Here is a 13,144-nt window from a genome sequence, read left to right on the forward strand (position 1 = left end):
GCCATCGCTCATAACGGCTGCTTTTTTAATGCGATTATCGAGCTGGCGGATATTTCCTGGCCAGTTGTAGCGTTTCATCAGGACCGTGGCTTGAGGGGAGAACTCCGAGATCGACAACCCGTACTCCTCACCAATGGTTTTGAGGAGAAACCGAGCAATCAACATTAAATCGTCGCCGCGTTCGCGCAAGGGAGGTAAATGGAGACCTACGACATTGAGCCGATAGAAAAGGTCTTCTCGGAAATGACCATTCTGAATTTCGTCTTCAAGCACGCGATTGGTGGCTGAAACAATGCGGATATCGACTTGTTCTGGCTTGGTGCCACCTACTGGGGTGACCTCTTTTTCTTGCAGTGCTCTCAGTATTTTGACCTGAAGCCCAATGGGCATTTCGCCGATCTCATCCAGGAAAAGTGTCCCGCCATTGGCGGCTTGAAAACGGCCTATCTTATTGGCTGTGGCGCCGGTGAAGGCCCCTCGCATATGGCCGAACAATTCACTTTCAAGAAGGTTCTCAGGAATGGCGCCGCTGTTCACCACAACAAAGGGTTTGTCGGCCCGGTTGGAGTGACGGTGGATTTCTTGGGCGATTAATTCTTTACCGGTCCCGGTTTCGCCTGTGATTAAAACAGAGATATCCGTCGGTGCGACCTTCCGTATCTTTTTGAAGATGTCTTCCATCTCAGGGGAGGCACCGATGATTTGACCAAATCGCTTGGCTTTGATGGTTTGCCGAAGTTTGTCGTTATCTTGCCGTAGGTCCTTGAGAAGAAGAGCGTTGCGGATAAGCAAAGAGGCTTGAGATGCAAACACGGTGACGCCAGATAAGATGGCCGCATCAAAGAGGTTCGTGAACTGGTTACTTCCCAGGTAAATCAAACCCATGAGTTCGCCGTCTTCAAGCAGTGGCGCGCAGAGAACCGAGCAGATTTTAAGATTCATAACGGAGCGGCTTGAGGAAAATTCGTGGTCGTTTAAGGCATCACTTACGATAAGCGCTTGGCGTTCTTTAATGACCTTTTCGAGAATGCTGTCTGAGAGTTCGTTCAGCGCATCCTCTAAGTCTTCTTGGGCTATATTTCGCGCAACTTGGACGGATGGGGCGCCGTTATCGAAAAGAATTAGAAATCCTTTGTCGGCTGCGCTGAGTTCGATCACAGCGTCCATAAGCTTCGTAAGGAGTTCATCCACGGTGGAGGTATGCATCAACATCTCGGAGAACCTGACGATTTCCCGGTAGGCATCCATCGTCGATTTTTCTTCAACACTCGCATTGTCCGAGGGTTCGATGGCCGACGTCAAAAATTTCATCACGACATCACCGATTTGAACTGTGTCTCCGTCGGCCAGGTTGGCTTTCTTCGATTTTTTACCATTGACCAAGATGGTGCGACCTCGTCCGAGGGATGCGATCACGTAGCTTTCACCATCACGGGTGATATGGGCATGGTCGGTGGCAATATTCTCACCCACTAGATGGATATCCGCACCTGCGGCTGAGCCAATGCGCGTGATGCTCCGATAGAGGTCAAATCGCTGGTCTTTATTCTCCGTCACTAAGAGCGGCACAGATATTCTCCTTGGATGATACGAACATATGGCGACCTCGGCCGAGCCACAAGAGCTTCTATGACGTCTAGAAATCGAACCCAAGCTGAAAAGTGCCTGAGACCTCTGCTGCTGGCGAGGTAGGCATCGCTGCCGAACTGAGAGGGCGCGTAATGGTGGGCTGAAAATGAAGTCTGGCTTGGAAAACACCAATGCTCCAGGTTACGCCGAAGAGCGTCGCGCTGGCATATTGGAGAACCATCAATTTTTGGATGGCCTCAGGAGAGTCCGCGCTATAGCGCGCCAAGAAATATGCCGCGATATTGAGGGCAAGCAGTGCAGCCTCTGTGGCCGCGAACAATGTCCCAAGCCCGGTGTCACCATTTTGGAATTGGCCAACACCGAAGGGCAGAAACGTTGCGAAATCACTTCGCTCGATAATTTGGACGGAGGCCGGTGGAGCAGCTGACCCACCAGAGGGGTTCGCAGTGGGGGTTACGGTCGGATTGACCTTTTGCTCTCTGATTTCAGCAAGTTGAGGCTCTAGCTGCCTCCGCACGTTTTCAAAAGCTTCAATCACGGGTGGCGGGATGGAGAATGGGTCCAGCCTATGGTCTGGGTTTAAGTAGAGAACTTTCGCGAATTCAGCAGCGACTTGTTCGAACCGGTCCGTGAGGTAATAGCACAAGCCCAGAAGCTCGCGTGCCTCAATCACTTGGCTCTCGGAGCTTAAGCGCATCGGATAAAGCAGGTCTTGAAGCTGAAGAATGGCTTCCTCATAGTTTCCATAGGCGTATTCATTGCCGGCACGCCGTAGCTCTGCGTCCACATCCACAGTGTTCACCGTTTGGGCGAGCATGACCAATCCGAGCAGAGTACCTAACATTACTTATAGCAATTACTAGGGCTGGTCGGGGACTGCAACATCCTTGCGCTGTCCCGCGTAAAACTCGACTGCTTGTTGGAAGATAACTTCGCCGCCATTTTCGACCGAAAGCCGGTGTGTAAAACGTCCTTTACCACGAGGCAATGGCACGAGAATTGGGTCCCCGCGGGTTAACGAGTTAAGCGGGTAAGTACGTCCAGCGATTCGAACCAAAGAGCCGTTTGGGGCACCAGCCAAATACAACAGAGCATCTTTAGGCTTCAAGCGGATGACGATGGGGGTGGTATTTGGCGGAAGCTCCTCGGTTACCTCAAGCGCCATTTCTTTTGGTTGTGCGTCGTTATTTGTAAATTTAAGAGTATGGGAGCCATAGGGTACTGAAAGCTCGAATTTACCGAATTTGTTGCTCGCAACCCGTTCGCCATTGAGATCTACGTGGGCCCAGCCGCCATCCGTGAGAAAGGTTAGAAGGCGAGTCTCGGTAGGCTCTTCCGGGACAGCACTTGGCTTTGCTTGCGCCGAGATAGGCTCTAAAGCCGGACGTAGGTCTCCCGCGGGCTGCGCTGCCATACTCTTTACCTTCACGCTAAGTCTCACCGGATCGACAGGCCCTTCTTCATAGACCGTGAATGATTTGGTGTCGGAATCGAGAGGACCTTTAAATATTACTGTGTGGTCACCTGGCATAACCAGGGTGGCAAAACTGTTAAAAATGCCATCTGCGACAAGCTCTCCATCGACCAGTAGGTCGCCTCGGCCTTCTAAAAAGAAGGAAACGCTTCGCCTCTTTACGGTTTCTACTTTGTCTTCGACCTTCGTCAGCAAGTCGCCCGCATTGAGTGCTTGAGGGGCTTCCAGGGTTGTGGGAGATAGGCTTGGAAGACGGCTGGCTACGAATATCCCAGATGCAATAATTACTGCGACCGAGGCCAGGGCCAGTAAGAACCGTTTACCGACATGACGTTTTTCAAGCGACGCCATCATCTTTCTAACTTCAGGATGCTCGGGTTGGCTGCTTAGTACCCGGTCAAAATGTTCCAATGCCGTTCCGGTATGGCCGTTCTCAAGTGAAATCTTGCCAAGCTCGAAGTAGCGTCCAGGTAGCTCTTGATTGAGCTCTTCTGAGAATATCGCGCGATCTTTAAGCGCATCCTTCAGGTGCAGTTGGCCACCCTCGGGGATACCGGCCTGAGCCAATACGGCGTCAATATCAGCGCGCAATGAATCGGCTGTTGGGTAGCGCTCATCTGGGTTGTGGGCCATGCATCGGTGAATAATTCTCGCGATATTGGAATGGATGGTGTGGTTTAATTTTCCAGCTGGTTCGCACACACCTTTGGAGATCGCATGCAGTAATGCCGCTGGTGAGTCGCCCCGGAAGGGCAATACGCCCGTAGTTAGTTGATAAAGCATAGCGCCAAAAGAAAAAATGTCGGCGCGATGATCGGTGGCTTCCCCCGAAATATACTCAGGTGCCATAAAGGCGGGCGAGCCAAGAAGTGTGCCCGTCATAGTCATCGTTTGCTTGTCGACCATCCGTGCAATCCCGAAATCCGTCAGTTTGATCGAGCCCTTGTGACCGATCAGAATATTTTCAGGCTTAAGATCACGGTGAATGATCCCGGCTTGGTGAGCATGCTGAAGCGCATCCGCGATGGGCCTAGCAATGAGTAACGCGAATTCTGGTGGAGAAAACTTACCCTGATCCGCTGTGACCGCGCTGAGTGCATAGCCGTCCACCAGCTCCATTACGATGAATAACTTGTCCGCTTCTTCTCCTGCATAATCAAGAACCTTAATTATATTAGGGTGTTGAAGTTGTGCGACCGCGAGTGCCTCACGATGGAATCTAATCTTAGCGTCTTGGTTTTGAGCTAGGTAATCGTGCATCACCTTGATGGCTACGGTCCGCTGGAGTTTCGGGTCGGTGGCCCGGTAAACCACGCTCATGCCGCCCTTACCGAGAACCGACTCAATTTTGTACCGCCCTAGAAGGGCTCCAACGCTAACGGATGACATGCATTATCCAGGTTTTGGGGGCCGTGCTTGATCATAAGAAGGGCTAGGCCTCAGGTCAACGCACGCTGAGCCGCGCGATAACAATCATTTCAACGATTTACCACCGGGGCCGTTAAATAGTTCGAGCGTGATATGGGGACCATATTGCTTGACAGGTTGTAGTCCCGATAGTAAACCGCGCGTTCTCGAAGGTTTTATATAGCTTGAGAGTTTAGGCGCGTAGCTCAGTGGTAGAGCACTACATTGACACTGTAGGGGTCGACAGTTCAATTCTGTCCGTGCCTACCACCTCTGATTCGCTCTTGTAGAAAGGGTTTCAGCTTGTCACTGAGACCACATACTTTCGCAAGCACAGAGGTTGGTAGCCGTAGGCGTACATAAGTAGACGTTATGGCGAGTGAATCTCACTTGACCGTCTCGAATTCTTCGTGGTACACCCGGCCGCCGCTGACCCGTGTTGTCAAAAAAGGGAACACAGTCAGGTTAGTCCAGACGCAATGAAGCCAAGGACTACAAAAGAGTGAACTTTTTCAGGAGGGGCACGCCATCGCACGCGGTGAACAGCAGAGGAGTCGGCCACCCGCAGGGCCACGCTTAAACAGAAGAATCAGGGCTCGAGAGATTCGAGTTATTGATCCTGAGGGGAATCAGTTGGGAATTATGCCACCTGATTTAGCGTTGGCAAAGGCTGAGGATCTTGGATTGGACCTTGTAGAGGTTTCTCCAGAGTCTCGACCACCAGTTTGTCGAATCATGGATTACGGCAAATTCAAATATGCGCAAAAGAAGAAGACTTCCGAAGCGCGTAAGAGCCAAGCAAGTACCTCCGTAAAGGAAGTAAAGTTTCGACCGAAAATCGAAGAACATGATTATGTCTTCAAGGTTGAACGTATTAAGAAATTCCTGGGTACAGGTGCTAAGGCTAAGGTTACGATGATGTTTCGTGGCCGAGAAATTACGAGGCAAGACATTGCCAGAGATATTCTTCGGCGAATAGCTGAAGATGTGAAAGAAGTAGGCTCAATTGAGTCTACGCCTAAGCTTGAAGGTCGCAACATGATTATGATTGTTGCCCCAAACAAGACGAACTAGGAGGCTATCATGGCCAAGATTAAGATGAAGACAAAGCGCGCAGCTGCGAAGCGTTACAAACTCACCGGAAAAGGACGAGTGAAAGTTGGCCGTAAAGGTAAAGCTCACTTGTTTACTGGTAAGTCTCGCAAAGTATTGCGTCAGAAGTGTGGAACGTTATTGCTATGTAAGGCCGATGAGCCTATGGCGAAAAGCCTGTTACCATACGGTTGAGTAGTTAAGCTGGCAAAAGAATTGTCGGCATGTGAAGGAGGGCGTTATGCCTCGCACTAAAGGTGGATATAAAACTCGAGTACGACGTAAGCGTACACTCAAAAGAGCTAAAGGCTTTTTTGGTGCCCGTCGTAAACTCTATGCGGTAGCCCGCGAAACTGTTGACCGCGCATTAGCATTTGCTTTTGTTGGTCGTAAACAAAAGAAGCGTGTTTATCGCGCTCTTTGGATTCAGCGTATCAACGCGGCAGTTCGTCCCTTGGAACTCAATTACAGTAAGTTCATGCACGGCCTCAAGGTTGGTGGAATTGAACTGGATCGCCGTGCTTTGGCTGATCTCGCTGTTAACGAGCCAAAAGCGTTTGCTGCAGTTGTCGGTCTAGCAAAGCAAAACCTGGCATAATTTAAGCAAATCGGCTCTTCCTCCCCGGGCTACGAGCATTCTCGTTCCTAGTCCGGGCGCAGATGTGTGGTGGCATGGAGCTCCAACAAGAGTTAAAGCGAATCGAGCGTTCAGCTGTTCAGAAGGCGCGTCGCGCCAAGACGAACGATGCTGTAGCGAAGTTGCGCGCCGAGACCGTCGGTAAAAAGGGAGCCTTAGGTTCCATGATGCGTTCTCTGAGGGAAATCCCCAAAGAAGAGCGTCCCGAAGCTGGTCAGCGTATTAACAAAGTCAAAACCAAGATCGAAGCAGCCCTGATAGATGCCGTAAAGCGTCTCGATGATGCTCGTGAACTGGCCGAACTTGAGGCCGGTGGCTGTGATGTAACACTGCCCGGGCGATGGAATTACCCAGGCGCTGCGCACCCGCTCGCTCAAGTTCAAGAAGACATCCTCGATGCTTTGAAGAGCATCGGTTTTTCTGTGGCAGATGGTCCATTGATTGAGCACGATTGGTATAATTTCGAGGCGTTGAATATGCCTCCTGATCATCCAGCTCGTGATATGCAGGATACGTTTTTTATCGCAGAAAACGTGGTGTTGCGTACTCATACATCCAATGTGCAAATACGAACGATGAAGAAGCGAAAGCCTCCTGTTCGGATTGTAGCACCGGGAATGGTCTTTCGTAACGACGACGTTGACCCAACACACTCTCCGGTATTTCACCAAATCGAAGGTCTCTGGATTGATGAGAAGGCAACCTTCGCCGATCTCAAAGGTGTTTTAAAGCAGCTTGCAATCCGTCTCTTTGGACCAGATGCTGAACTCCGATTTAGGCCAAGTTTTTTCCCGTTCACCGAGCCGTCCGCTGAAGTTGACGTCATGTTTCATTCAGAGAAACGAAGTGGATGGTTGGAAATTCTCGGCGCGGGAATGGTAGATCCTGCGGTACTTGAAGCAGTCGGGTATGACCCAGATGAAGTTCAAGGATTTGCGTTTGGCCTTGGAGTGGAACGTATCGCAATGCTCCGTTGGGGCATCGATGATATTCGCCTCTTCTACGAAAATGACCTACGATTCCTGGACCAGTTTAACGGCCGATGAACAGTCGACTACCTGTCGCGCCTTCCCGTCTCAACCTAAAGGACCCTGAGTATGCAAGTAAGTCTTGAATGGCTCTCTGAGTTTGTTGACTTGCCTCCACTGGAGGAACTCTCCAAAAGCCTTACGATGGCCGGCATCGAGGTTGAGGAAGAAAACAACCCTGCTGAAAATGTAAGTGGGGTTATTGTGGCCCGGGTCGAATCGACTGAAAAACACCCCGACGCAGACAGGTTACAGGTTTGTAAAGTAAACGATGGGGACGAGATCAGAACCGTTGTTTGTGGTGCTCCTAATGTGGCTGCAGGCATGTTGGTTCCTTATGCGCAGATCGGTGCAAGACTCCCAGGGTTTGAAATCAGCAAGCGTAAAATGCGCGGAGTTGTCAGTGAGGGAATGCTTTGTGGGCGCTCGGAGCTGGGCCTTGAAGACCTGGTCGACGGCCTGTGGGAATTGCCCGGGTCGCTCACTCTAGGGGACGATATCTTTGCCGCGACCGGAATGGGGCCATCTCTCGTTTTGGGAATAACGCCGAATCGACCTGATTGTCTTTCTCACTTGGGTATCGCACGGGAACTTGCTGCCTCATCAGGGGCAAGACTTAAGCCGACGAAATGGAGACTGCTTGAAAAGGGCGGTGATGTGTCTGGGCAAGCTAGAGTGGTTGTAAAAGAGCCAGCGGCATGTCCTCGTTACGCGCTTCGCGCTTTACGCAATATCAAAGTGGGACCATCGCCAGAATGGTTGGTTCGTCGATTAGAACAGGCCGGGCAGCGAAGCATCAATAACGTTGTAGATGCAACGAACTATGTCATGCTTGAATATGGGCAACCTTTACATGCTTTTGATATGGCTCGAATCGACCACGAAGCGGGGCTTCCAACTATCACCGTACGCTACGCTGACGATGGCGAAGTGATCGAAACGCTTAACGATGAAAAGCATGAGCTTACATCGGCCGACTTGGTTATCGCTGACGGCTCCAAAGCAGTCGCATTGGCTGGTGTTATGGGCGGTGCCTTAGCTGAGGTAACCGATGTTACAACCAGTGTGTTGTTAGAGTCAGCATACTTCGAACCCACTGGTATTCGGCGTACATCAAAGCGGTGCCGTCTACACACAGATAGCAGTCATCGATTCGAGCGTGGCGCTGATCCAGGAGCCGTGAATAGAGCGGTTGACCGCTGTGCCCAGATCCTTGCCGAGATTGCCGGGGCAGAAGTCGCGAAGGGTGCCATTAAGGCGTTCAAGAAGGGTGAGATTGTTGGTGATGTCAATTTGAGACTTCGCCAAATCGAGCGTATTCTTGGCGTTAGCATGAGTGCGGAGAAAGTCGTTGCTTTACTAGAGCCACTTGAGATCCGCTGCGTTGGCAAAAACGAGGATGCGTTGCGGTTTGAGACGCCGAGTTTCCGTCCTGACTTAACCCGCGAGCGAGATTTGATTGAAGAGATTGCTCGTCGGTACGGTTATGACAATATCCCTGAACGCCTGCCATCTACGGGTGGTCCGGTTCAAACTGAAGTTCCGAAGGCTAGGCCGTCTGACGTTGCGAAGAAAACCCTGCGTGGATTGGGTATAACCGAGACCATTCATTACGCTTTCGGTAGTCCAAGCGTCTACAATAACGATGTTCTTGCAACTGGCGAAACTGTTCGAATCATTAACCCGCTGGGAGAAGAATTCAGCGCAATGCGAACCAGTTTGATGCCGGGGCTTCTCGAGTCGTTAAGTCGTAACCAGCGTCAACAGGCTACAACCGTAAAGCTATTTGAGGTGGGTACTGCGTTTTTCCAGAAGTCAGATGTCAGTGCGGATGAAGACGAAAAAGATAAGTTGATTCCATACCAGGAAGACCGAGCTGCGTGGGCTCTCTGGGGTGGACGTCATGAGGGGCGCTGGTACGAAGGTGCGGAGACATTTGATTTCACTGACTTGGCAGGGAGCGTGGAGAGCTTTTTAGCGGCCTTCGGGCTGGCTGGAGCGGTGGTCCGTGAGCCAGCGGATATCCCTGGTTTGAACCCATATGCTACGGCGAAGCTAAGTATTCAAGGTGAAACTGTTGGCTGGATGGGGCAATTGCACCCAGGTAAGTGTCGAGAATTGGGTATTTCTGGCCCTGTATATGTTGCCGAGATCGTAATTGATCATCTGGTGAAACAGCAGGTTGAAGGGACTTCCTTTAAGAGTCTACCAAAATATCCGGGGACGCGTCGTGATGTTGCAGTAGTGGTTGACCGATCGGTTTCTTCTGAGTCAATACGCCAGTTCTTGAAAGAAAATGCGGGCGGGGCCCTCGGACCCTCTATAATTCAGGACGTAATGATTTTTGATGTTTACACGGATAAGACCTTCAAGAAGAACGAAGTAAGCTTGGCGTTTGGCATCAAATACCGCAGCCACGATCGAACATTGACCGATGGAGAGGTTGGAACGGCATTTGAAGCTGTTTTAGAGGGATTAAAGTCCGAATTTGACCTTGAAATACGTTGATTAGAACATAGTAAAATTCTATAGGTTGCTGAAAACTATAGTTGTTTGCCATAATTAGCGCCTGGAGGGTGCACAATGACAAAAGCGGATTTGGTTGAAGCCATTCACGAACAAGTAGGACTTTCGAAAAAGGAGTCTGCCGACATCGTCGAGTTGGTTTTTGATACAATGAAGGACACGCTTGAAAAAGCGGAGAAGATTAAGATTAGTGGTTTCGGAAACTTCGAAGTTCGCGACAAGCGTTCTCGTGTAGGCCGTAACCCACAGACTGGGGAAGTTATTGAAATTTCCGCGCGTCGGGTTTTGACCTTTAAGCCTTCTCAGGTTCTCAAGAATGCACTGAATACTGCTGATGCTGCACAAGCACCGCAGGCTTCGTAAAAAGGCGATAGCTTGATGCCAGGACGAACGTCTTCAGGCGCGGGCAATCTGGGACCGGATACGTCTATCCCGGATAAGCTCTTCTTCAAGATCGGTGAGGTATCACTGCTTGTAGGAGTGCAGCCTCATGTTCTGCGTTATTGGGAAAAAGAAGTCTCGTCTATTCGTCCCGGAAAAACTGCATCCAATCAGCGCCGTTATAGGCGGAAGGATGTAGAGGTTTTTCGTGAGATTCGACGGCTTTTATACGAAGAGAAGTTCACCCTGGCTGGTGCACGGAAGCGTTTGATGTCGCCTCAGCAAAAGGGTGTCGAAGAGAGTGTTAAGGCGGAGGTCGTTCAGCGACCCCCCGCGGTATCAACTCCTGCACCTGCACCCTTAGCGGTTCGACAAGCTCCGCCGACAGCTTCTCAGTTGCGTTTGGACTTCGTTGATGACCGAGCCAGGGTGCATATCGAGAATGCAAAGGCTGGCCTTCGTGAACTCATAGCAATGTGCGGTGAATAAACCAGAAATCGATGGTTTGAATCAGACACTCAGCGACCCCTAAATCATAGAGGTCAGCCACACTAATCTAAAATAAAATTTCGTGGGTCGAGCGGTCGACCATGACGGCGAACTTCGTAATGTAGGTGCGGACCAGTCGAGATTCCTGTGCTACCCATTTCAGCGATAACCTCACCTCTGTGTACACGTTGGCCAAGCCTTACACGGTAGTTATTTAGATGCGCGAAGTGACTTTGAACTCCATATCCATGGTCAAGGACCACGGTTTTTCCGTAGCCGCCTCGACCGCCTTGCCAAATGACCATGCCATCAGCCGGAGCGAGGATCTCCATACCGGTATAACCAGCGATATCGAGCCCTTTGTGCATCACTCTCTTACCCGTAACAGGATGAATTCGTTTACCAAATCCACTGGTATACCACCCAGCGGAGGTAGGCCTTAGTGCTGGGGTGTTTTGAAGTAGACGATTTGTGTCACGAAGATCCTCGATCAAGGCTTCCATCTGGCGGTCAATGGTGCGCGAGAGTTCGATGACGTCGTCAGCCAGGGATGGTAGGTCCTCGTCGTCGTTGACCTCGCTTTGGTCCACGGGCATGACGTCGAGAGGTCCGGATCCGAGGAGTGAGGCCTCTGTTCGTAATCCTGCTCGGCTAAGTGCGACGCTCGCGCTGATTTCGGCTCGCGTTGCCTCGACTTCTAATTGTCGAGCTTGGGCTTCTGTGAAATCGATTGAACTCTTTAAGCTTTTGTTTTCTTTGGAGATATCGAGGGACAGTCTAGCCATCTTAGCACTTTGGACAGCGTGGGTTCCGACAGCTACACCGAGGCAAGCTAGGCATACCAGCGCCACTCCAGCACGAATCAGGGTACTACGCATCACAGTAACACGGCGAGTGCGTGCTCCAGTTGAGTCCATGATTACTAAAATAAAACGTTTATCTTGCATGCCGTTGGTACGTCTTTGTTATCACGCTTTTTACAATCGCAAAAGTATCTGGTTGGCTATGGAATCTCATAGGTGAGCGTTGGCGGCAAGCAGCAAATGAGTCGATTACTGGAATTCTATTTGACCTTAGGCACCCGCTTGAATATACACGCGCCTCGGCCGGGGCGTAGCGCAGTCTGGTTAGCGCACTTGACTGGGGGTCAAGGGGCCGAAGGTTCGAATCCTTTCGCCCCGACCATTTTTCCTTTTTTCACACCAGATGAAACCTGACAATTCAATGACCCAACCGCTTATTCTCATTTCTAACGATGATGGAATCCGAGCACCAGGGATCCAAGCTCTCAAAGAGGCTTGCCGTGAACTTGGTGAAGTCTGGGTTGCGGCACCTGAGCACGAGCAGAGCGCAAAGAGCCACGCAATTAGTTTGCACGAGCCACTGCGATTTAAGAAATACGACGAAAGGGAGTTCTCAATCACAGGAACCCCTTCAGATGCTGTATACTGCGGTATTCATCACTTGCTGCCACGGAAACCAGACATTGTTATCAGTGGAATCAATTCAGGGCCTAACCTTGGAAACGATGTGATTTATTCAGGTACGGTCGCCGCCGCAATGGAAGGCGCAATGTTCGGTCACCGGGCGATTGCCGTCAGCCTCTGCCTTCCTGAGCATCAAGATAAACTTCGCGGGAAAAACTTAGATTACAGTGTTGCCGCCAAGCTATCGCGCGATATCGCCTATGGATGCTTGCAGCGTCCGGTTCAGCCCGGAATAACACTCAACGTCAACGTTCCATACACTGAAGGTAAGGAAACCGGTGGCGTGAAGGTTTGCCGGCTTGGATATACTAATTGGGCGAGTTCGGTTCATGAGCGTAAAGACCCACGTGGAAAACGTTATTATTGGATTGGTGGCGAGCGAAGCGGCAGTGACGGTATTGCCGATTCTGACAATGAGGCCATCGCTAAGGGCTTCGTGAGTGTCACGCCGTTACATTACGACCTTACAGCAAGTCGTTCTTTTGACTACCTACGAAATCTTGCAATAGGCTCGGCTGACCGAATCGATGATGAATTGGGGAATGAACCCCTGGAGCCAGTGGTTACCCCGTTTATGAAGTCTAAGTGAAAGCCGCGAAAAACTCGTCGAAATGATATGATTCCGGTAGGGTGGGCGAAAATACCCAAACCTTTAGACGAGCTTTGCGATTACCGACCCTATGAATACGATAGATAATCAAACAGCAGCTTTAAGACCTGGACTTGTCAGGCGCATGTACGACTGGGTTTTGGCTTGGTCGGAAAGCCCATACGCTGTGCCAGCTCTGATCGTTATTGCATTTGCTGAGGCCAGCTTCTTCCCGATCCCACCAGACGTTTTACTCATTGCCATGTGCCTGGGTACGACTGAAAAGAGTTGGACGTTCGCAGGGATTTGCACTGTAGCTTCAGTGCTCGGAGGATTGGCCGGGTATGCCATTGGAGTGTTTGCTTGGGCTACTCTTGCGGATACCTTTTACCGGTGGGTTCCCGGTTTTACACCAGACGCTTTCGCAAATATCCAAGCTCTCTA

Annotated in this window: 13 protein-coding genes and 2 tRNA genes; 11 read left to right on the forward strand and 4 right to left on the reverse strand. The window is 50.7% G+C overall.

Features of this window, described 5'->3' with window-relative positions; all coding sequences use genetic code 11:
• From HOK28_09840 to HOK28_09850, 3 genes are all read right to left on the reverse strand, one after another.
• Positions 1–1,569 (reverse strand): sigma 54-interacting transcriptional regulator (locus HOK28_09840; protein MBT6433383.1); only part of this gene is annotated, 1,569 nt, incomplete at its 3' end.
• 67 nt (positions 1,570–1,636) lie between these two features.
• The gene (locus tag HOK28_09845) at positions 1,637–2,407 is read right to left on the reverse strand and encodes a hypothetical protein (GenBank protein MBT6433384.1); all 771 of its coding nucleotides are present in this window, start codon (positions 2,405–2,407) and stop codon (positions 1,637–1,639) included.
• Positions 2,408–2,449: 42 nt separating this feature from the next.
• Positions 2,450–4,453, reverse strand: a complete 2,004-nt coding sequence (locus HOK28_09850; GenBank protein ID MBT6433385.1) for a serine/threonine protein kinase — start codon at positions 4,451–4,453, stop codon at positions 2,450–2,452.
• A 213-nt stretch (positions 4,454–4,666) separates the two neighbouring features.
• Between HOK28_09850 and HOK28_09855 the strand changes: the two genes are divergently transcribed.
• The 8 genes from HOK28_09855 (at position 4,667) to HOK28_09890 (ending at position 10,624) form a co-directional block, all read left to right on the forward strand.
• Positions 4,667–4,741: transfer RNA gene (locus tag HOK28_09855), tRNA-Val, on the forward strand.
• 258 nt (positions 4,742–4,999) lie between these two features.
• Positions 5,000–5,545, forward strand: coding sequence for a translation initiation factor IF-3 (locus tag HOK28_09860; protein ID MBT6433386.1), 546 nt, complete (start codon positions 5,000–5,002; stop codon positions 5,543–5,545).
• Between the two features lie 9 nt (positions 5,546–5,554).
• Positions 5,555–5,758, forward strand: a complete 204-nt coding sequence (gene rpmI / locus HOK28_09865) for a 50S ribosomal protein L35 (protein MBT6433387.1) — start codon at positions 5,555–5,557, stop codon at positions 5,756–5,758.
• A 46-nt stretch (positions 5,759–5,804) separates the two neighbouring features.
• Entirely contained in the window at positions 5,805–6,161 is a 357-nt protein-coding gene (gene rplT, locus HOK28_09870) for a 50S ribosomal protein L20 (GenBank protein MBT6433388.1), read from the forward strand.
• A gap of 74 nt (positions 6,162–6,235) precedes the next feature.
• Complete coding sequence (pheS, locus tag HOK28_09875) at positions 6,236–7,246, forward strand: phenylalanine--tRNA ligase subunit alpha (GenBank protein MBT6433389.1); 1,011 nt, start codon at positions 6,236–6,238, stop codon at positions 7,244–7,246.
• 51 nt (positions 7,247–7,297) lie between these two features.
• Positions 7,298–9,736, forward strand: coding sequence for a phenylalanine--tRNA ligase subunit beta (locus HOK28_09880; GenBank protein MBT6433390.1), 2,439 nt, complete (start codon positions 7,298–7,300; stop codon positions 9,734–9,736).
• Between the two features lie 75 nt (positions 9,737–9,811).
• On the forward strand, positions 9,812–10,117 hold the full coding sequence (locus HOK28_09885; GenBank protein ID MBT6433391.1) for an integration host factor subunit alpha: 306 nt from the start codon (positions 9,812–9,814) through the stop codon (positions 10,115–10,117).
• Positions 10,118–10,132: 15 nt separating this feature from the next.
• Positions 10,133–10,624, forward strand: coding sequence for a MerR family transcriptional regulator (locus HOK28_09890; GenBank protein ID MBT6433392.1), 492 nt, complete (start codon positions 10,133–10,135; stop codon positions 10,622–10,624).
• 62 nt (positions 10,625–10,686) lie between these two features.
• On the opposite strand, the gene HOK28_09895 is transcribed toward HOK28_09890, so the two are convergent.
• On the reverse strand, positions 10,687–11,571 hold the full coding sequence (locus HOK28_09895; GenBank protein ID MBT6433393.1) for a M23 family metallopeptidase: 885 nt from the start codon (positions 11,569–11,571) through the stop codon (positions 10,687–10,689).
• A gap of 160 nt (positions 11,572–11,731) precedes the next feature.
• Between HOK28_09895 and HOK28_09900 the strand changes: the two genes are divergently transcribed.
• The 3 genes from HOK28_09900 to HOK28_09910 form a co-directional block, all read left to right on the forward strand.
• A tRNA-Pro gene (locus tag HOK28_09900) sits at positions 11,732–11,809 on the forward strand.
• Between the two features lie 39 nt (positions 11,810–11,848).
• Positions 11,849–12,700, forward strand: coding sequence for a 5'/3'-nucleotidase SurE (gene surE, locus HOK28_09905; protein ID MBT6433394.1), 852 nt, complete (start codon positions 11,849–11,851; stop codon positions 12,698–12,700).
• A 91-nt stretch (positions 12,701–12,791) separates the two neighbouring features.
• The coding region (locus HOK28_09910) for a DedA family protein (GenBank protein ID MBT6433395.1) at positions 12,792–13,144 on the forward strand (353 nt) is incomplete at its 3' end.

It is taken from the genome of Deltaproteobacteria bacterium, assembly GCA_018668695.1.
GTDB lineage: Bacteria > Myxococcota > XYA12-FULL-58-9 > XYA12-FULL-58-9 > JABJBS01 > JABJBS01.